At 55.6% G+C, this 20,590-nt stretch carries 20 protein-coding genes; 2 read left to right on the plus strand and 18 right to left on the minus strand.

What is annotated here, in order from left to right:
- Window positions 1-171 precede the first annotated feature (171 nt).
- The 17 genes from MPZ60_RS12875 to MPZ60_RS12955 all read right to left on the minus strand — a co-directional run bounded on the left by MPZ60_RS12875 (window position 172) and on the right by MPZ60_RS12955 (window position 17,753).
- Window positions 172-456: a hypothetical protein gene (locus tag MPZ60_RS12875; protein WP_003054979.1), complete on the minus strand. Its 285-nt coding sequence runs from the start codon at window positions 454-456 to the stop codon at window positions 172-174.
- Window positions 457-909: 453 nt separating this feature from the next.
- Entirely contained in the window at window positions 910-1,584 is a 675-nt protein-coding gene (locus MPZ60_RS12880; protein ID WP_034359694.1) for a DUF3275 family protein, read from the minus strand.
- 383 nt (window positions 1,585-1,967) lie between these two features.
- Window positions 1,968-2,699 carry a DUF3577 domain-containing protein gene (locus MPZ60_RS12885; RefSeq protein ID WP_080731525.1) on the minus strand — a complete coding sequence of 244 codons (732 nt, stop codon included), beginning with the start codon at window positions 2,697-2,699 and terminating at the stop codon, window positions 1,968-1,970.
- A gap of 537 nt (window positions 2,700-3,236) precedes the next feature.
- Window positions 3,237-4,301 (minus strand): NAD(P)-binding domain-containing protein, encoded by a 1,065-nt coding sequence (locus MPZ60_RS12890; protein WP_197565159.1) that lies wholly within the window; start codon window positions 4,299-4,301, stop codon window positions 3,237-3,239.
- A gap of 33 nt (window positions 4,302-4,334) precedes the next feature.
- Window positions 4,335-4,685, minus strand: a complete 351-nt coding sequence (locus tag MPZ60_RS12895; RefSeq protein WP_034359702.1) for a helix-turn-helix transcriptional regulator — start codon at window positions 4,683-4,685, stop codon at window positions 4,335-4,337.
- Window positions 4,686-4,771: 86 nt separating this feature from the next.
- Window positions 4,772-5,821: an ArsO family NAD(P)H-dependent flavin-containing monooxygenase gene (locus MPZ60_RS12900; RefSeq protein WP_019042281.1), complete on the minus strand. Its 1,050-nt coding sequence runs from the start codon at window positions 5,819-5,821 to the stop codon at window positions 4,772-4,774.
- A gap of 19 nt (window positions 5,822-5,840) precedes the next feature.
- Window positions 5,841-7,025: an MFS transporter gene (locus MPZ60_RS12905; protein WP_019042280.1), complete on the minus strand. Its 1,185-nt coding sequence runs from the start codon at window positions 7,023-7,025 to the stop codon at window positions 5,841-5,843.
- 9 nt (window positions 7,026-7,034) lie between these two features.
- Window positions 7,035-7,751, minus strand: a complete 717-nt coding sequence (gene arsH / locus MPZ60_RS12910; RefSeq protein WP_019042279.1) for an arsenical resistance protein ArsH — start codon at window positions 7,749-7,751, stop codon at window positions 7,035-7,037.
- Window positions 7,738-8,169, minus strand: coding sequence for an arsenate reductase (glutaredoxin) (gene arsC, locus MPZ60_RS12915; protein WP_019042278.1), 432 nt, complete (start codon window positions 8,167-8,169; stop codon window positions 7,738-7,740). The genes arsH and arsC overlap by 14 nt, the downstream gene beginning before the upstream one ends.
- Window positions 8,170-8,194: 25 nt before the next feature.
- The gene (locus MPZ60_RS12920) at window positions 8,195-9,484 is read right to left on the minus strand and encodes an arsenic transporter (RefSeq protein ID WP_019042277.1); all 1,290 of its coding nucleotides are present in this window, start codon (window positions 9,482-9,484) and stop codon (window positions 8,195-8,197) included.
- A 121-nt stretch (window positions 9,485-9,605) separates the two neighbouring features.
- The gene (locus MPZ60_RS12925) at window positions 9,606-10,112 is read right to left on the minus strand and encodes an arsenate reductase ArsC (RefSeq protein WP_019042276.1); all 507 of its coding nucleotides are present in this window, start codon (window positions 10,110-10,112) and stop codon (window positions 9,606-9,608) included.
- 46 nt (window positions 10,113-10,158) lie between these two features.
- On the minus strand, window positions 10,159-10,482 hold the full coding sequence (locus tag MPZ60_RS12930) for a helix-turn-helix transcriptional regulator (RefSeq protein ID WP_029158336.1): 324 nt from the start codon (window positions 10,480-10,482) through the stop codon (window positions 10,159-10,161).
- A 123-nt stretch (window positions 10,483-10,605) separates the two neighbouring features.
- A complete protein-coding gene (locus MPZ60_RS12935; protein ID WP_019042274.1) occupies window positions 10,606-13,071 on the minus strand; it encodes a heavy metal translocating P-type ATPase in 2,466 nt (821 codons plus the stop codon).
- 351 nt (window positions 13,072-13,422) lie between these two features.
- On the minus strand, window positions 13,423-14,349 hold the full coding sequence (gene copD, locus MPZ60_RS12940) for a copper homeostasis membrane protein CopD (protein WP_019042273.1): 927 nt from the start codon (window positions 14,347-14,349) through the stop codon (window positions 13,423-13,425).
- A gap of 4 nt (window positions 14,350-14,353) precedes the next feature.
- Complete coding sequence (copC, locus tag MPZ60_RS12945; protein WP_019042272.1) at window positions 14,354-14,740, minus strand: copper homeostasis periplasmic binding protein CopC; 387 nt, start codon at window positions 14,738-14,740, stop codon at window positions 14,354-14,356.
- 108 nt (window positions 14,741-14,848) lie between these two features.
- Window positions 14,849-15,820 carry a copper resistance protein B gene (locus MPZ60_RS12950; RefSeq protein ID WP_187771880.1) on the minus strand — a complete coding sequence of 324 codons (972 nt, stop codon included), beginning with the start codon at window positions 15,818-15,820 and terminating at the stop codon, window positions 14,849-14,851.
- A gap of 25 nt (window positions 15,821-15,845) precedes the next feature.
- Window positions 15,846-17,753 (minus strand): copper resistance system multicopper oxidase, encoded by a 1,908-nt coding sequence (locus MPZ60_RS12955; RefSeq protein ID WP_003055077.1) that lies wholly within the window; start codon window positions 17,751-17,753, stop codon window positions 15,846-15,848.
- A 365-nt stretch (window positions 17,754-18,118) separates the two neighbouring features.
- On the opposite strand from MPZ60_RS12955, the gene MPZ60_RS12960 reads away from it, so the two are divergent.
- Window positions 18,119-18,802, plus strand: a complete 684-nt coding sequence (locus MPZ60_RS12960; protein ID WP_003062229.1) for a heavy metal response regulator transcription factor — start codon at window positions 18,119-18,121, stop codon at window positions 18,800-18,802.
- Complete coding sequence (locus MPZ60_RS12965) at window positions 18,803-20,206, plus strand: heavy metal sensor histidine kinase (RefSeq protein ID WP_003081341.1); 1,404 nt, start codon at window positions 18,803-18,805, stop codon at window positions 20,204-20,206.
- Between the two features lie 40 nt (window positions 20,207-20,246).
- On the opposite strand, the gene MPZ60_RS12970 is transcribed toward MPZ60_RS12965, so the two are convergent.
- On the minus strand, window positions 20,247-20,531 hold the full coding sequence (locus MPZ60_RS12970; protein ID WP_003055071.1) for a heavy-metal-associated domain-containing protein: 285 nt from the start codon (window positions 20,529-20,531) through the stop codon (window positions 20,247-20,249).
- Window positions 20,532-20,590: the final 59 nt, after the last annotated feature.

The raw sequence follows: 20,590 nt of genomic DNA on the forward strand, positions 1-20,590 counted from the left end.
ATGGGACACGGCCCATCCGGGGTTGAGAGAGGTTGAAAACGTGAGACACTTTCCAGATGACTGAAAAGCGTCCCCAGTTGAGAGTAATAACAGGGACTCCTCGTCATGAGGAGCCTCTGGACCTAGTGCATCTTTTCGAGGAAATGGATGCGCGTGATGCGCTACCTATTCTTAGAAAGAGGATGCGTCAGCAGACGGCGGCGGCAAATTCCGCTCTTTCAATAGTTGAACCAAGCTCGACGGCATGCCGTCAAGCAGCTCCGGCTTTTGATAGCACGAACTGATCAGCGTCACGATCGAACAAACCTGCCCTGGTGCAACCTGCTCGCGCAGTCGCATCAGTGCTTCGTAGTCCTGCTCGGTACACATCGCCACGAACTTGCGATAGGCGTCATGCATTTGCATGCGCTGGTCCTCAGACCAGGCAATGAGCTTAAGGCTGGAAGGTGTGCCCATGGAGACTCCTCCCGATAAGGAGCGGGCACGCCGGCCCTTGCGGACAGTTGTGCCCGCGAGGGTTATAGAAAAATGATGCCCAGGGCATTGCTGCCAGCACTTTTCAAGGGCTCAAAGTGCGCGAAACCATATTGATGGTCAGATGGTTTCCCAGAAGATCCGCAATTGCTGCAGACACTCTGGGAACCCATCGGGCTCCCGGCATTGCCAGATTACAGTACCCAGGCCGCCTATAGGCTGGCCGGCTGTCACAACGGGCTCAGACAGCCAAGGAACGGCGCGGTCACGAGGCCGGCTTGGCTTTCACCGGACACGCACTATCGCAAAGCCGCTGCGCATCAGGTCGCAGCCACCCTATTTCCACCTTCCCGCTGCCTGGCTACCAGGCAGTAGGCTGATCCATATACGCGCGTTCACGCATATGGATCAGCCCGCTGATGCGGGCGATGGGCTTTACTTTGGATGCCAAGTTTGATCTTGGAACACAAATTTATAGGAGCCCAGTTGGCCGATGGCCTTGGTCTGCTCTCGCAACATCGAGCGATCGACAGTGGGATCGAGCTTCACTGGTTGAAGACCGCGGATCTGATCCAAGTATTCTCGGAGCACTTCAGGAAGATCGGGCGTATCGACCTGACCTACATCTTCGACTGAGGACGCTTGTGCAATTGCTTGGGTTGGTTGCCCAGGGTTACGCTTTATTCTCTCAATGCGCTCTCGCATCTGTTCGCCCAACCGCGTGGACCCCTCGGTCTTCGACTCGGTACTCGGCGCGGGCAGCGGAGCGGACCACACAGGCGTTTGAGACGTCAGGGATGGCGATTCAAGCAGTGGGTCGGGCTCGGCCAATTCGGTCTCGACAGGAGCGTCAGAGGCGCTATCGAGCTGCATGTCATGCAGCGTTGCTCTCATCTCAGTGACGGCTTTTCCAAACGCAATGTACTGATGCAGGAAGATTCGGCTGATCCACACAGTACCGTGATACTCGCCTTCTTCAAACTGATCCAGGAGTGAATCCTTGACCTTGAGTTCGCAGCACTCGTGGAATAGCTCCCCGACGCAGAAATCGCCGTAGCGGCCCCCTCGAATTTGTTTGACACGCAACGTCACGTTTTCGAGCTTTATCAAGCTTTTGCTCCATCAGATTGCGGAGCACCAGTCCAACGCGGGGCCAGGCCCGCGTGGGTGAAAGAAAAACACTCCACACGCATATGCCTGTGGAGTGCTGTTTGGAATTGCCAAAGGACTTCCGATCCTTTGGGAATGAGACAGAACACACCGGTTCGAGGTGTGCGTCAACGAGTGAAGTGTGTACGGTCTATAAGTGCCTCGGCCCGTAGGGCGCGCAAGTTTCAGAGGCTCACCTGCTTCGCTAGTTGCCTAGCATCCGGTTTGAGTGATACCGGCAAACACTTGGAAAGGCTGAGAGCATAGCGCAATTCCAGGGTATTCGGGCCACAAATCACGCCCTGAATTGCTTTCGCAATTCAGGGGTGGGTGGCTACTGCTGATTACGCGTAATCATGTTCGCGTCGATCAGCATATCCGCCTTGCCTTTGATGGCCAGGCGTAATGCCGTACCCGCCTGAGCGAGCTGGCTGGCGCGCAGGCGCCGAAGGTGTACGGCCCTGCGGAACAGGAGCACGATACTGAGGTTGCTGACGTGGAGCTTGAGCCGGTGCACGTTCCTGCGCTGCAGGTCCATGCGCTTGCTCATTTTGGCCACCCTGTTCAGAGTTGCCAGCACGTTCATCGTGAAACGCCTCATCGCCATGCGGTTGACTGCCCGACTGAGCAGCATCCGCATTCGACTCGGCACGTTGATACACGAGCTGACCGTCGACCTTAACGGAGTTAACCAGAATAAGACGGCCCTTGATGAGACCGGCCAGTTCCTTCTGCCCGGTGGGGCGTCCGCCTTGATCTCGCGCATCTCGCTCGTAAGAGTGAGCGTAGAGGTCAGCAATACGGAAAGAGATCAGCACCTTGCGGCGCTCATCAACTTCCTTTTGCAGACTATCGATCAGGTCAATGGCCTCGGCAGAGGACACGCGCAGATCGAAGTATGTGTAGTCGGGAGAATCCGTTGCCCCACGCAGCGCACTGATGGCGCAAGCGAGAAACGGTTCAGCCTTACGACCACGACCAGCGGGCGTTACCCAACGAACACGGTGCAAATACCCAATGCCGTTAGCGTGCAGGTTGAAAAACTCACGTTGAGCAGGTGCTTGTTGTTGCTGCATGATGACTCCAAATTTCCAATGTTTGGACGGAGCACAGCCACACCTGACCGCAAGGTCTGGATGGGGCGATGATCCCCATCCGGGTTGCGAGGTAATGCTTTGACCGATCCTTGGGGGATCGGTTGACGACTCTCAAAAGCTCAGTCGTCTATGTGTGCCCAAGGGCGTTCACGTGCAGGAGAATAAACGGTAGATTTCTGCCCGTCAAACAGTGTTGACAGTTGGCGCGGCGAGTTTGCGGGCGCTGGCCTTAATTGACCATCATTCCGAGACGTGATGACCGGCCTGCTTGTACTGACCACCGGCAGCAATCGACCCGCAGCGGTCGTTCATACGTATGAAAAGCGGACGCTCAACTGAGGATTCACATTTTTAGTCGATTGCACATTGCTCATAAGTTGGCGGCGAACCACCGGCCACAGCCATTCACATGTCGTTGGAGAACTTGGCACCTAGACGTACAAGTGATGATCGCTCTTTGAGCATTGCTGGGACGACTCTACATAGGGTCGGTGTTTGGTAGAGCCCGATGGTGCCTTAGATATTGAGATACTTGTGTAGGGAGTCCATGATTTGCTCAGAATCAGGACCAACACCGCGGAGCGTTGCTGAAGCGAAGTTTCGCTGCTTCGGCAAGCCCACGAAGAAGATGCCTGGGTTCGAAGTAGAAACCCCTTGATGTTGCTTGACGCCTTGCTGTGAATCCAGGATGTCCAGTGGCTCAAACGGTTTGAGATTTGGACGAAAACCTGTTGCGAAGATGATGCCGTCAATTTGATCTTCTGCTCCACCTGGCCAGACTACGCCGCTGGACGTTACTCGCTCAAACATAGATGTGTGAGCAAACAGACCAGACTTAAGTGCATTTCGGTAAGTGCCGTCATCGAGCACCGGTGTACTTTGATCATTGAGCCAGCGTGTTCTTTCTAGGCCCGTCCATTTGAGCCAAGAATGAAAGTCGACTCCCAAAATCCGTTGTGGAAAGAACCGAACGCTTTCGCGTGTGGCCAGTGTTACTTTGGCTACTTGCGCAAGTTCGTAGGCGATTTGTAGTGCAGAGTTTGCGGCTCCAACGACTACCACCCTCTGCCCTAGAAAAGGCTTCACATTTCGATAGGACGAACTGTGAATCTTCGTTCCCTCAAAGTTGTGGAGACCGGCAATGTTGGGAATGAAGGGGCGACTAAATGCCCCAGTCGCCACAACAATTGCTCTCGAAGAAAACTCCGTTCCATTTTCCGAGAGAAGTCGAAATCCACCGCTGTCCCGGTACACACGCACGATGCGAATGTTCGGCTGCACAGGCAGTTCGAAATGCTTGCTGTATTGCTCCAAGTACTTCACTACTTCGTCGCGTCGAGGGTACGCTGAGGGTGCCCCAGGAAAAGGCATTCCAGGAAGAGACGAGTACGAAGCAGGGGAAAACAGTGTGAGACTGTCGTAGTAGTGGCGCCAGTTCCCCCCAGGTTTATCCTGCTCGTCCAGTATTGTGAAGTCCAAGCCCCGCTGCTTCACGTGCCAGCCGCAGGCCAGTCCTGCTTGGCCTCCACCAACGACGATTACATCGTGCCTCTTACTCAAACTGTTCATTTGTGCGCACATATACACATTTCATTGAAAAAAAATGGACACGGTCTACAGTGAGGTGGCGGGACAGCAGTGTGCCGCTATGCCTTGAGTATGTTTAAGAATGCCTTCTAGGCGCGCAATGATGGCTGGACCATCCACCTCATAGAACATTTGGCGACCAACTTTGGTGGCTCGCACGATCCGTGCATCCAGCAAGACTTGCAGGTGGCGAGACACAACGGATCGCTCTTGAGGAAGGTCAGCTGCAATCGCGGTCACATCCGCTCTGCCCAATTGCATGACACGCTTGAGCACAGCGACTCGTGCAGGTTCACACAACGCACGAAAAAAGTTGCTGTCTAGCGAGGCAATTGCGGCCTCAATCGCCTGAGTACGAATTGAAACTACGGAGGACATAGTGGCAATCATATGTGTATAGGTTTGCACATGTAAAGGTTGCCCCCACCCGAGTATGTCCCCAGAGAGCATGGACAAACAACCCTCTACGAGAGGTACTGCTCAACTTCCTCGGCGGTGCTACGTGCTGTACGCATGACACCAATGAGCGTGGCCGACGCCGGCCCGGTCCACTCTCCGTAGCCCACCAGCCATAAACCTGAGACGCCACGCACCTGGGTGCCGTCTACCGCGACTCTGGATTCGTTGACAACGCCAAGAGTCTCCAGAGGCTGCAACGCAGGCCTGAAGCCGGTACACCAGATGATCGCGTCGAAGGGCTTGGTACTTCCGTCGCCCCATTGAGCCCCGTCCGCCGTGAGCTTCTCAAATGAGCCGACAGAATGCAGCACGCCGCGCTGGCGTGCTTCAAGGACAGGGGGAACCATCACGATATCGCCAAAGCCACCTGGCAGGTTCTCTGGATCTTTACCCTCCTGCAGGGCCTGCCAGCGCGCAGTGGCCCTCTCGAAGAGTACGCGCCCATCGACCTCGTCCGGTAAAAAGGCTGGAGGCTCCAGCGTGACCCAGGTCGTGGACTGCGCAACAAGCGAGACCTCCGCCAGGATCTGTGCGCCGGAGTTTCCTCCGCCGACCACCATCACCCTCTTGCCTGTGAACGGCTCAGGAGATGCGTACTGAGCTGAGTGCAACTGTTGCCCCTTGAAGGACATCAAACCCTCAACGTTGGGGACAAATGGATTTCGCCATGTTCCCGTGGCAAATACAACGGCACGCGAATGCCAGCTTCTCACTCCGGCATTGACCTGGAAGCCTTGCTCAGTAGGTTCAATGCCTGTGACGCATACCGGCCTCTCGATCTTGAGTTCGTAGCGTGCTTCGTACTTGCGAAGATAGTCAACCACATGGTCACGACTTGGATATTGCTCACCCGAAGCAGACATTGGCCATCCCGCGATGGAACTCCAGGAAGCGGGAGAAAAAAGCCTCAGCGAGTCCCATCCATGCTGCCAGGCCCCGCCTCCGGCTTCCTCGGCATCCAGCAGCAGCACCGACAGATTGGAGCGACGCAGGAAGTACGCCACCGATAGGCCTGCTTGACCAGCTCCGACGATGATCACATCGTGAAATGACATTGTTGACCTCCTTTTGCCTTTATTGCTGTGGACTCACACGCATGGACCACAGAGCCGCAAATGCACTGATCGCCAGCAGAGAAGACAGCCACAGAGCCTGGCTGCCCCAGTTTGCGACAGCCAGTCCGAAAAGAAACGGTGACCCGGCTTGCACGATGCGTGCAGGCACCATGAGCCAGCCTTGACGCTGGCCATATCCTTGAGAGCCAAACACCTTGAGTGGCAGCGTGCCTATGGCAATCGTCAAGATGCCGTTACCCAGACCATGCAGGATGGCAAAAATGCTGGCTGCAGGTGCACCGGCAAGGCCCAGACAGACAGCGGCCAGCGGATGGGCAAGGATGGCCAAGCGAGCAGAAAGCAGTGGGTGTGCCTTCTTGAGAAAGCTGTACTCCAACACCCTACCCGCCACCTGGGCAGGCCCGACCAATGCAGCAGCAGCAATCGAAGCAGCCAAAGTTGCACCGCTGGCCTGAAGAATCTGAGGCAGGTGGGAAGCCATGGCAGTGCTGATGAACCAGGATGCCGCGAAAACGTAGGCCATCAGATAGGCCGTGCGCTTAAGACTGATGCCCACGTTGTTTCCGCCCTGGGACACAGCTCCAAGCGGCTTTTGCTCTTCGATCACTTCCCTCGGGGTGGGCTTGGCACGCGACAACAAGGCATTGAGTGGAAGGCCCAGCAGCAGGTGCAAGGCGGCCCAGAACATGCATACGACGCGCCAGTCGTACAGGCCTTCCAGATAGCTGGAAAGCGGCCAGCCTACGGTGCTGGCAAAGCCAGCAAAAAGCGTGATTCCGGTAATGGCTGGGCGTGCATCCTGACCATACAGGTGCACCACACTGGCAAACGCGGCTTCGTAGAGGCCGCTACCCATTGCCACGCCCATGAACGCCCACGCCACGAAGATATGCAGTGTCTGCGTGGCCTGGCTCAACATCAGCAAGCCACAGGCAAAAACCAGATTGCTGGCGAGAAGCACCGACCTTCCGCCAAAGCGATCAATCAACCGGCCCGCGATGGGTCCTACCGCTGCAGCCACAAGCAAGGCTGCCGAGAACGCGCCGAACACCAGAGAGTACGAGGTGCTTGTCGACTGACTGATTGGCGTGGCCAGCACCGCAAGCAAGTAGTACGACGAGGCCCAGGACAGGGTCTGGGCAATCCCGAGCATGACTGTGACTTGCGTGCGGTTCAGTGCCATCTGTATTGTTTAAATGCTGCGTTGATTGACCCGTTTAGACAGTTCTTCAGCGCTTTCACGGCGCTCGCTGTAGCGATCCACCAGGTAGTCCGAACAGTCTCGCGTCAACAGCGTGAACTTGACCAGCTCTTCCATCACGTCCACCACCCGTTCGTAATACGAAGAGGGCTTCATCCGGCCAGCCTCATCGAACTCCGCGAATGCCTTGGCAACGGACGACTGATTCGGGATGGTGATCATGCGCATCCAGCGACCCAGCACACGCATCTGGTTGACCGCATTGAAGGACTGCGAGCCCCCCGAGACTTGCATCACCGCCAGTGTCTTGCCTTGCGTCGGTCGCACGGCACCAGCGGACAAAGGAATCCAGTCTATCTGCGCCTTGAGGATGCTGGTCATCGCACCATGACGCTCAGGAGACGTCCAGACCATACCCTCGGACCATACAGCCAGCTCACGCAGTTCCTTGACCTTCGGGTGATCGTCAGGGGCACCATCGGGCTGCGGCAGGCCACGCGGATCGAAGATCCTGGTCTCGGCACCCATCTTGCGCAGCAGGCGCGCCGCCTCTTCGGTCAACAGTCGGCTATAGGAGCGGTCACGAACCGAGCCATACAGAAGCAGAATGCGCGGCGCGTGCTCAGCACGCTGTGCGGGCAACAGGCCTTCCAGGCTGGGCTTTTCAAAAACTTGTTCGTCGAGGTTCGGTAGATCAGAGCTTGCCAATTCGATTTCCTTTCGAGTCAATGACGGCTTCCCCGTCTTCTTTGGAGAATGCGGCCTGTTGAGGCTGCGGCAGGATGTCCAGCACGGCCTCCGAGGGACGGCACAGGCGGGTTCCCAGAGGGGTGACCACTATCGGACGATTGATCAGGATGGGGTGCTGGAGCATGAAATCAATCAATTGCTCATCCGTCCATTTGGGCTCGCCCAGGCCCAGCTCGTCATACGGCGTACCTTTTTGGCGCAACACATCGCGCACGGGCATGCCCATGGCTTGGATCAGGCCCACCAGGGTGGCGCGATCAGGGGGTGTCTTGAGGTACTCAATGACCTTGGGCTCTTCCCCGCTGTTGCGGATCAGGGCCAGAACATTGCGGGAGGTACCGCAAGCAGGGTTGTGGTAGATCGTGATGTCGCTCATAGCGCTAGATTCCCGTTGCAAAGGTTCATGACGCCACGCTGAGCCGCAAAGCCAGCGCTGCGAGGGTAATGAGCAGCACGGGCATGGTCAGCACCGCACCGACTTTGAAGTAGTAGCCCCAGCCAATCGTTGTGCCTTTCTTGGCGAGCACATGCAGCCAAAGGAGCGTGGCCAGGCTGCCAATCGGCGTGATCTTGGGACCCAGATCGCAGCCAATCACATTGGCGTACACCATGGCTTCCTTGACTGCCCCTGTGGCCGTGGATGCATCGATGGACAAGGCTCCGATCAGGACCGTGGGCATGTTGTTCATGATGGAAGACAGCACCGCAGACAGCACGCCTGTGCCCAGTGAAGCGGTCCACACGCCACCGGCTGCAAACTGGTTCAGCAACATGGCGATGTAATCCGTAAGGCCCGCGTTGCGCAGCCCATAGACCACCAGATACATCCCCAGCGAGAACACCACGATCTGCCACGGAGCACCATGAAGTACTTTCCTGGTGCTGATGACATGACCACGCGCAGCCACCGCCAGCAAGATCGCAGCCCCCACGGCGGCCACGGCGCTGACAGGGACGCCCAGGGGCTCCAGCGCGAAGAAGCCGACCAGCAGCAAGACCAACACGACCCAGCCAGCCTGGAAGGTGGCCAGATCCTTGATTGCAGCCGATGGCGACTTGAGCTGGGCCACGTCGTAAGTGGCAGGAATATCGCGTCGGAAAAACAGCAGCAATACACCCAAGCTCGCCAGGACCGAGGCAATATTGACGGGAACCATCACCGATGCGTAGTCATTGAAGCCGATCTTGAAAAAATCGGCGGAGACAATATTCACCAGATTGGAGACGATCAGCGGCAAGCTCGCAGTGTCGGCAATAAACCCGGCGGCCATTACGAACGCTAGCGTTGCCGCCGTAGAGAAGCCCAGTGCCACCAGCATGGCCATCACGATGGGCGTGAGAATCAAGGCGGCTCCGTCATTGGCGAACAGGGCCGAAACGGCAGCACCCAGCAGCACGATGAAGGCAAACAGTTTGACTCCGCTGCCGCCACCCCAGCGGGCAAAGTGCAATGCAGCCCACTCGAAGAAACCGGCCTCATCGAGCAGAAGGCTGATGATGATGACGGCGACAAAGGTAGCCGTGGCATTCCAGACGATATGCCAGACCACTGGAATATCAGCTAAGTGCACGACTCCCAGCAACAGTGCGATACCTGCCCCAATAGAGGCGCTCCAGCCAATGCCAAGGCCGCGCGGCTGCCAGATGACCAGCGTCAAGGTGAAAATGAAAATCAGGATGGCCGTCAACATGACGTATAGGTCCTAGAAAAAGCTATAAGTCGGCATCAGTCGCCCACCGCGTGCGGGCGTCAGTGAAGCCTGGTGCTGCAATCCAGACTCTGGATCTGGATCGCAATTGCAGTAACGGGATTTAGTGCGAAGAGAGTTCACGCGCCGTGGACTGGAGTACTGCCTGCTCCAGCTTTTGCGCTGGCAGGTTCACCAATAGCTCCAGGCGACGACGAATCATGTGCATCGTCTGCCGGAAGGCTTCCAGCTTTGCTTCGTCAGAGGCCTCGCCTTCCGAGGGGTCCGGGTAGCCCCAATGCGCTGTGGCGGGATGACCAGGCCAAAACGGACACACTTCACCAGCCGCGTTGTCGCATACGGTGATGATCAGATCCATATGCGGCGCACCAGGCACAGCAAATTCGTCCCAGCTCTTGCTGCGCAAGCCCTCGACCGAGACACCGGCCTTTTGCAGCACCTGCAGCCCAAGCGGATTGGGTTGCTGATTCTCGCGGGGGCTGCTGCCCGCCGAATAGGCTTTAAAACGGCCTTGGCCCATATCGTTGAGCAAGGCCTCAGCCAAGATGCTGCGTGCCGAATTGTGGGTGCACAGGAACAGGACGTTCAGGGGAGCTTTGTTGTCAGACATGGTTTTAGCAGCGGGACTTAGGGATGGGAAAAGGTTGCAGCGACGCTTAGCACTCGCACGACGCAACGGCGTCATCGGTACAAACCGCGCCCTGGCAGCAGTTCTCGGTGAGATATGCCAACAGATCGTTCATCACGGGAAAGGCCGCGCGATAGAGCACGTTTCGGCCCTGCCGCTCCTGGGTGACCAGGTCGGCATGAAACAGCTCTTTCAAATGAAAGGACAGCGCGTTCGGCGCGATGCCGAGCCGCTCAGCTAAGGCACTAGGTGTCAGGCCTTCAGGTCCAGCCACAACAAGGGCGCGAAATACGCGCAATCGGGCCTCATGGGCCAGAGCGGAGAGTGAGCGAATGACTTTTGCTTCTTGCATGAGTTGATAATACATCAATTATTGAATTGATGTATAGAGCTATGAGCAAAGTCGACCCCTCCATAAATGCAGCTTATGGCGAAAGGGGCCGAATCAGTGATTTCGTAGACACTGGCCGCTAATTCAGTTGAGGCGATTCGACTTACTCAACCGCAGCGCGTTGAAGATCACAGATGCTGAACTTAAGCTCATTGCTAACGCTGCGATCATTGGCGAAAGAAGCCACCCAGTGAACGGGTACAGAACTCCCGCAGCAATCGGCACACCAATTCCGTTGTATATAAAGGCAAATAGTAAGTTCTGCCGCATGTTGCGCACTGTGTCAGTTGAGATTTCACGCGACTGGGCAATGCCACGCAAATCACCCTTGACCAGCGTGATCTGACCGCTGTTCATTGCTACGTCGGTCCCTGTTCCCATGGCTACACCTACATCAGCTTTTGCCAAGGCCGGCGCATCGTTGATACCGTCACCAGCCATGGCAATCACATGGCCTTCACTTTGCAATCGCTCCACGAGAGCAAGCTTGTCAGCGGGCTTCACTTCGCCATGTACTTCATCAATACCAAGCTTGGCACCGACAGCCCTAGCTGTAGTCAAGCCATCTCCGGTCGCCATGACAATTCGCAAGCCGCTTGCATGAAGCGTTTGGATGGCATCCAGAGTGCTAGCTTTGATAGGGTCTGTTACCGCCAGAATGCCCGCGAACTTCCCATCAGCCGCTAAATGCATGATGCTTGCGCCCTCTCCTCGCAGGCGTTCTCCGTCCGCTTGCAAGGAAGATACAGAAACGCCTTCTTGAGCCATCAATGTGGTGTTGCCTAATGCCAAGCGCCGCCCCTCAACGGTTCCACGTACACCAATACCGCTGGCGGAATCGAAGTCCACTGGTTTAGCGAGTTGCAAGCCTTGTTCACGTGCAGCTCGGACGATGGCATCCGCAAGCGGATGCTCGCTACCCTGATCCAAGCTAGCGGCAAGCCTCAAAACTTCGTCAGCGGTGAAATCTGCAGTAGGAATCGCTTTATCGAACGCAGGCCGACCTTCTGTAAGGGTGCCCGTTTTATCTACGATGAGCGTATCCACTTCACGCATTTTTTCTATGGCGCCCGCGTCACGGAACAAAACGCCTTGCTCTGCAGCGCGCCCTGTGGCCACCATTACTGACATGGGTGTGGCCAAACCTAGCGCACATGGGCAGGCGATGATGAGTACCGCGACGGCATTGATCAACCCAAACACCCAACTGGGCTCTGGGCCAAAAATTCCCCAGACGAAGAAGGTCACTACAGCAACTAGCACGACAACCAGAACGAACTTTCCAGCCACTACGTCGGCCATTCGCTGCATCGGTGCCTTAGACCGTTGGGCCGATGCAACCATCTGAACTATCTGGGAGAGCATGGTGGCAGTGCCCACCTTTTCTGACCTCATGACCAGAGCTCCACTCGTATTGAGTGTGGCGCCGATCAGTTTGTCGTCAACGCGCTTTGTCACAGGTATTGGCTCGCCCGTGAGCATCGATTCATCAACGGCGCTTTGACCTTCCGTGACAATGCCATCCACGGGTACTTTCTCGCCTGGACGTACGCGCAGCAGGTCTCCGACATGCACGTGGCTGAGGGGAACATCTTCCTCACTGCCATCTGCATTGATACGCCTTGCCGTCTTAGGAGCTAGGCTAAGCAATGATTTGATAGCGGCCGAGGTCTGAGAGCGAGCCTTCAGCTCAATGATCTGCCCCAACATGGTCAAAGAAATGATGACCACCGCTGCCTCGAAATAAACAGCTACACGGCCCATGGATACGAACGAGTCGGGAAACACACCAGGTGCCAGCGTCGCTACGAGGCTGTAGACAAAGGCGGCTCCCGATCCCAAGCTGATCAACGTCCACATGTTCGGACTGCGGTGGATGATTGACTGCCAGCCTCGAACAAAAAAGGGCCAGCCCGTCCATAGCACCACGGGCAGGGAAAGAGTCAACTCGACCCATGTTTGGGTCTGCATAGTGAACCAGCCGAACTTGTGTCCGAACATGGCCAGAGTGGTAACAATCAGGGTGAGTGGTAGCGTCCACCAGAATCGCCGTTGAAAGTCTTGCAACTCGCTGTTGTCCTCTTCTCCAACCGGGATCAGTGGCTCCAGAGTCATTCCGCATTTAGGGCAGTTTCCGGGATGATCTTGCCGGACCTCCGGATGCATCGGGCAGGTATAGATCGCTCCGGCGGGAACCACGCCCGAGTCATCAAACGATTTCTGATCTGAATGACTTGCAGCCACATGAGCATGTTCGTGCGAGCTGAGCAACTGGGCCTCAGGCACTAAATGCATTTGGCATTTAGGACAACGCCCCGGATGATCTTGATGGACTTCAGGATGCATTGGGCATACATAGACTGAGCCCTCTACTGCGTGATCCGCCTGCCCGCTACTCGATATGAATTGCGCAGGGGCATGAGCAAATTTTTGCTGGCAATCGGCACTACAGAAGCGATAGGTCCGTCCCTCGTGAACTATCTGATGAGGCGACTGTAGAGAGACAGTCATGCCGCAAACAGGATCCTTCAAAGGCTCAGCCTCAGTCATGGTGTTTTCCAACTCAACTGACTCTGAAGAAGATCGATGCTGATGATGATGCATGCCGATGGCCCTTCACGATGTTGGATCGATTCTTGGCCCTTACACCATGTGAATGTCAAGCCAGAATCTGCTCGAAAAACAACTCTATCCACCTATTCTGAGATAGCGCAATCAGAGTTCGCTGCTTGTGGCCATCTCAATTTAAGAAATAGTTCTTTGTTGAGATGGCCTTTGTCTGACTACATGACGCGGACGCCATCCAAGCATGAATCGACGGAAGCGTTTTACCCTTCCTATCAGTGTCTACGTCTGCTTAGAGCAGCTCCGCTTCTGCTGTCGGTGGTTGATCTCGGAGGATCAAATTCCTTTTGGGGAAAGAATCCCTAGCCAAGCCACACTCGCCAAAACCAGAACTGCAAGTGTTGTCTCCATGAACAGGCTCTGGCGTAGCTTAGCGACTGCTTGCGCGCGATTCCCTGAGCCCAATGATGCCTCCAGACTTGGACTAAGCCGGAACCGATTTGCAGCTGCCAAAGCAAGCATTCCGAGAACCAGCACTAGCTTGCCTAGCAGCAACTGACCATAGAGTGTCGAAACAAGCGGATCAAGCGAAGGCCCTGCGATCAATACATAGTTGACTACACCACTGGCCGCAAGAACGAAAACGATCAGCGTTCCGACATGGGCAAAGCCGTTTGATGTGCGGCTCAATATGGCGACAGTGTCCTGTGTCGCATTTGCCCTACTTGTGGCTAAGATCAAAAAAGCAAGCAACGCGCCGACCCATGCACCTGCTGCCCAGAGGTGGGAGATGTCTGAAGCAAGGTGGATGTATCCACGCATTCCGTCGTCCATCGCTCCATGACCAGCCCAGGCCAGTGTCGCCAGCGCTACACCGCTAGATACGGACATGGCAACGAAGCGAAACGTTGGATTGAACTTCACTAGGGCAATCAAGATGCAAAGCGCTAGCGCAAGAATACGAATGCACCAAGCAAGGCCCATGTGAGTGCCGGTGATGAGCATCTCGAAGATATGCGTTGACAACTCGGAGTAAGTTTGCGCACCGGACATGGCCTTGGCAAGGACTGTCATGCCAATCACTGACAGTCCAATCCCGATTACTGCACATACACCAACGCAAACGCGATAGCGACGCGCAATTGCCAAGGATCGCTCGTCATGGCCAAGGGCATAGACGCCGAACACGGCGACGCCAAAAGCTGCAGCCATGTCCAGATAAAGCGCGAGGCGCAAAACGATGGTGAACCAATCCTCGGCCATTTGGTTACTTCACCTGAAATGTGACATTGCCATTGATCGGGTGTGTGTCCGAAGACACGGCACGCCAATCCACGCGATAGGCACCGGGTTGAAGTGCTTGCGCAGGAGTAATGACCATGGTTTTGCCATCGCTAGCGCCAGAGACGCTTGCGCTGACCTTCATTGCACCGTGGTTCGGCATCCCGGGCATGCCCGTCATGATCAAGTTCGCAGCCGAGAACTGAGGAACCAGCGTTTCCGAGAACTTCAGCTCAATCGTTGCAGGTGCAGCAACCTGCGACTTATCCGCAGGAGAGGAGGAAACTAACGAAGGATGTGCAAATGCTGCGGAAGCGAACAGTGTTGCGGCAATTGGCGCGATGAACTTAGCGACCAGGGTTGAGCGGTTCATGAGGACTCCTATCTAAGTGTGATGGTGGTTTGAAAGGGATGTCGAATCTAGGTCGGAGGAGTTGGCACCCCCAAGGACGTGCCAACTAGGAAGGAGACATTGGTCAGGCTAGAACCAGAAACGGACACCGGCCACCCAGCGTGTTTGCCGAGCACGGCCACCTTCTGCGCGAACGAGATCTGCGGTACGCCCGAAACTTCCCGCACGTTCCACTCCGATATATGGAGCGAACTGACGGCTGAACTCGTAGCGCAGTCGCAGGCCAGCAGATGCTTCGGCTAGGCCCTTGCCGATATGGCGCTCTGGATCATCCTTGCCGTAAAACTGCATTTCAGCCCTAGGCTCAAGGATCAGGCGCTGAGTCAGCAATAGTTCGTAGCTTGCATTTATGCGAAGCGCAGTTCTGCCGCCACTGCCAACATAGGCTGTAGCCTCCAGCTCGAACCAGTAAGGGGCTAGGCCCTGTACACCAAATGCCAGCCATTGACGGCTAGGTCCCACGCCGTTGTCTAAGCGCAGACCAAGCTGTGTATCCCAATAGGTTGTGGCAGCACGGCTCCATAGCAGTTCGGTGCGAGACTCTTCGAGCTTTCCTTTGGCGACGTCACCTTCTGCCTTCAAGACAGCTTTGTTGTATGAGGTCCCATACCATGCTTGCAAGTCATAGGCCGTTGAATCATCACCTCTGCGTGAAAAACGGCGTTCCAGGGTCTCACCACGCAGCGAGGCAAAGGTATGCTCGTCCGCAAGCATCAAGCGCGGGACGCCAGGCACCGCGTAATCGCCCGATCCCAAGGTCAACCCATTGGAATACCCATGTGGGTCGCGAGCATCTGGAGGTGCGGATCCCCCTTGCATCTGCATGCTGCCGTGATCCATCGCAGGGCCGCTTGCAGCGCTGCCAGTCATAGCACCATGACCTGCATGTGGATCAGCTGCAGTTGTGGCAGGGCTTGCCGGTGCTTCCATTTGCATATTCGCTTGGCCATGCGATGAATGGTCGCTTTGCGCCTGGGCCGCAATACTCACCAGAGCGAGGAGCGCAGTGGACAATGCACGAATAGGGAGTGCTTTGGACATTTTTGATCTTCCTTGTGAGGTTTGTTCAAGACACTACGACTTCGCGGAACATGCCTGCATCCATGTGGAACATCAGGTGGCAATGCCATGCCCAGCGCCCCAGAGCATCTGCCGTCACCAAGAAGCTGATGCGTTGTGCAGGCTGTACTGGCAAGGTGTGTCGACGGGCGAGGAATCGACCATCAGGGCTCTCCAGTTCACTCCACATCCCATGCAAGTGCATAGGGTGAGTCATCATCGTGTCGTTGTGCAGGATGACTCGCAAACGCTCGCCGTGACGGAAGTGAACAGGCGTTGATTGCCCGAACTCCAATCCATCAAGAGACCAGGAATATCGCTCCATATTCCCCGTCAGGTGCAACTCCACCTCTCGTCCAGGACCGCGCGAGTCCATCGGACCTGAAGGTGTATGCAGATCTGCCAAGGTCAGCACCCGTCTGCCGTTATTGCGCAGACCGATACCGGGATCGTCAAGATTGGTGCGGGCCATATCGACTCGCATATCTGTTCTTGCGCCATATTCAGTGCGAGCATGGCGTGCGGTGGTGCTGGGCACTGCCAAGCTCCCAGCAGGCTTGACATGCTGACTATGGTCCATCGCCATACCACCGTGATTCATGCCGGCCATCGCACCATGATCCATGCCGGCCATTGCCCCCGACATACCAGCCATCCCGGCCATACCCGTCATCCCAGACATGCCGGTCATCCCAGACATGCCGGTCATCCCAGACATGCCGGTCATGTCCATGTCGGCTCCAGAACTGCCATGGCTCATGGCGCCCATCATGTCGCTCATACCCAGCCATTCGACGGGATCGAGTGCGGGGACTGGAGCCTGCAGGCCTTCGCGCACTGCTAACGTAGCGCGTGCGTAGCCTGTTCGGTCCATCGACTGGGCAAAAATCGTATAGGCGTCATCACGTGGCTCGACAATCACGTCTATGGTTTCGCCAGGGCCGAATCGGAATTCATCGACAGTCACAGGCTCTACGTCGACACCGTCAACATGAACCACCGTGAGCTTCAGGCCCGGTATACGTACGTCATAGAAGGTATTGCCCGCGCCGTTGACCATGCGCAGCCGGACACGCTCGCCCGGACGGAAAAGAGCAGTCCAATTGCCTGCAGGTGTGACGCCATTTGCGAGGTAGGTCAGGGTCGCAGAAGAGAGGTCGGCTAAATCCGTTGGATTCATGCGCATCTCGTTCCACATCTTGCGCTTGTCTAATGCCGCTGACACGCCATCACGCGATGCATCACGGAAGAAATCAAAGACCGTGGGCTGGTTGTAATTGTAGTAGTCGCCCTGAACCTTGAGCTTTGCGAAAACGCGCATGGGGTCTTCGTCAGTCCAGTCAGAGAAGAGCACGACATGATCACGATCTGCACGGATAGTCTCAGGTCCTGCGGGATCAATGATGATCGCTCCATACATGCCGGTGAGTTCCTGCATGCCTGAATGTGAGTGATACCAGTAGGAACCGCTTTGCTGAACCTTGAAACGGTAGGTAAACGTCTCTCCAGGAGGAATGCCCGCAAAGCTGATGCCTGGAACTCCGTCCATCTGGTAGGGCAAGATAATGCCGTGCCAATGAATAGAAGTGGCCTCGCGCAGCTTGTTCGTGACGCGAATCGTCACCGTCTCCCCCTCTCGCCAGCGCAGGGTTGGTGCAGGAAGCGATCCATTGATCGTTGTCGCCATCCCTGGCTTGCCCGTAAAGTTCACGGCGGACTCGGCGATCACCAAATCGAACTCGTTACCCTTCAGCACCGGAGCGGCCCCGCGGACTGTGGAGCTCTGCTGTGCGAATGCCATGAGCGACTGCGTTGACAGGCCCGCCAGAACGCCTCCTGCGGCCAGCCCCTGAACGAAGCGCCGACGAGAGAACCCTTGAGTGGGAGTGACAAAAAATGGCGAATGACGCGGCATAAGGTGAAATCCTCCAGAGCTTCCAAGAAATTCGTTTTCGGCGACGCTTGCCTGATGCAATGAGCGCTCGATATGTTCAGTATGCTAGGGCGTGCTGAATTTCGGAGGAGTGACTCATTCATTACATTCATGTAATGCTCGCGTCATGTTTGGTGCGACGGAGGGCTTCTATCCAGAAATGCCTTCGATGCAGTCAAAAGGTTCACTCTGCTAGCCACGCTTGATGACTTCCCAGGAAGGAACAACGAGGCAGTGTTGGCCTTTCTATCGCCAGGATTTCAGGAACATTACATTTTTCTTATCTTCATGTCAGAGGGCTTCAAACTCGGCACACTCTTGATCGTCCACTGCAGCGGAGCGAGTACATGAGGATTTTGATTGTTGAAGATGAGCCTAAAACAGGTGAGTACCTGCGCCAGGGATTGACCGAGGCTGGCTACATTGCTGACCTCGTCCCAAATGGCTCAGACGGCTTACATCTGGCTTTGCAAGGGGAGTACTCCTTGGTGATCTTGGATGTTATGCTGCCGGGCCTCAATGGTTGGCAGGTGCTCCAGTCTTTGCGTGATCGAGGACTACATATGCCGGTCCTGTTTCTTACTGCACGGGACCATGTCGAGGACCGTGTCAAAGGACTAGAGCTCGGCGCTGATGATTACCTGGTAAAGCCGTTTTCTTTCGCAGAACTACTCGCCAGAGTTCGCATCATTCTTAGACGTGGACATCCGGCCAACGAAGGTACTACTCTGACTGTTGCAGATCTCGAGCTAGACCTGCTGCGTCGTCGCGTATCTCGCAATGGCAAACGTGTTGACCTCACAGCCAAAGAGTTCGGACTCTTAGAGTTGCTGATGCGCCGACATGGTGAAGTGCTGCCACGTTCATTGATCGCATCGCAGGTATGGGACATGAATTTCGACAGCGACACCAACGTCATTGAGGTGGCCATGCGCCGTCTGCGAGCCAAAATTGACGAAGGCCACTCGATCAAACTGATCCAGACCGTACGGGGAATGGGCTATGTGCTTGATGTCCCCGAGGAGGAATAGGTGCAGCGTCTCACTCGCAAGGTAAAGCTTTCTTTAACGAGTCGCTTGGCCCTCTGTTTCACGGTTGTTGCGGCAGCCGTAGTGCTAGGTTTAGGCGGCCTATTCCTAGTCGTTACAGAAGAGCATTTCGTGGAATTGGACCGAATGACGCTTCAGGACAAGCGCCATTTGATCGAGAAAATTCTCCAGAACACGAAGTCGGTCGATGATGCTCGTTGGCGTTTAAATGAGGCACTGAACTATCACGAGGATCTTCAAGTCCAGGTGAAAGATGCCCAAGGAGAAACCGTATTTCAATCGCCCGCATCCGGCTTTGCAGTGCCGGATCGCAACTCGGCTTCTATCGACAAGGAAGGATCGTTTGGGGTGTGGCGGCATGCAGACGCAGAATTCCACATCTTGAGCTTTGAGACGCTACCGGCCTACGCACCGTCACCATTAAAGGTACTGATCGCAGCAGACACCAAGCATCACATTCAATTCCTCAACGGAATTCGCACAAGCTTTGCCATTTATGTGATCGCAGCAATTTTGCTGTGCTCACTTCTGTCTTGGCTCGCCGCTCGACAAGGGCTGGCACCGCTGCGAGAGATGAAATCACGTGCGGCCGTTGTGACGGGACAGAAGATGAGTGAACGCATGCCGGTCCAGGCTGTACCCGTAGAAATGGCCGATTTGGCGCATGAGCTCAATCGCATGCTGGATCGGTTGCAGGACGATTTTCAGCGACTGACAGATTTCGCGTCTGATCTGGCCCATGAACTACGCACGCCCATCAGCAACCTGTTGACGCAGACTCAGGTTGTGCTGGCATCCAAGCGTGACGCCGCGACATACCGAGACATTCTTGCCTCTAATGCCGAAGAGTTTCAGCGTTTGGCTCGTATGGTGTCAGACATGCTTTTTCTGGCCAAAACTGAACGGGGCGTAAGCCTGCCGCGCAAGGAGCAATTTTCGGCACAGCAAGAATCGTATGCATTGCTGGAGTTCTACGAGGCTGTCGCTGAAGAAAAGCAAATTCATTTGAAGTTAAAAGGCGATGGACTCGTTGATGGTGATCGACTGATGTTCCATCGTGCTGTGAGTAATTTGCTATCTAATGCTTTGCGCTACACGCCGCATGCAGGCATGGTCACCATCGACATTGAGACCGCAGCTTCCTGGACACTTGTCACTGTGGAAAATACAGGGCAGGACATTGATCCCAAAGTCCTGCCCAGGTTATTTGACCGCTTCTACCGAGCTGACCCTTCCAGGGCTCATCCGGACTCAGACGGTAGCGGATTGGGTTTGGCCATCACCCGAGCAATTGCCGAAGCTCATGGAGGCTCCATTACCGCCACTTCAGCCGATGGACGAACTCGCTTCACCTTGAAATTCCCCACTCCGCAGCCGACTTCCTAAGCAGATCAGAAAACAGGCTTTTCTTGAAAGCAAGAAGACACTATCCGCAGCAAGATGTCTTTGCTGAAGTTGAGCCGCAGCATTTCGTCTGCGGCTTCTCAGCATTTGCCTGCTCGGCTTCGGCTAACGCCAATAATTCTGGAGTGTATCCAGCGGTCTGGATGGCCAACATGTAGTCGGCGTCGCTCAGATCGCCAGAGACTTGCACCGTTTTATCTCGCGCATTCACTCCGATCTTTGCTTCATCATCGATCGCCAAAATGGAGCGCTGAATCCGCGCGGCACAGGCACCACATTTCATGTCATTGATGCGAAAAATAGCCATTACGTACTCCTTTAAAGCTTGTGGCTAAAGTTTCATCCTTCACATGATGTGAATGTCAA

Source organism: Comamonas sp. 7D-2 (assembly GCF_022749555.1).
Lineage (GTDB): Bacteria > Pseudomonadota > Gammaproteobacteria > Burkholderiales > Burkholderiaceae_C > Comamonas > Comamonas thiooxydans.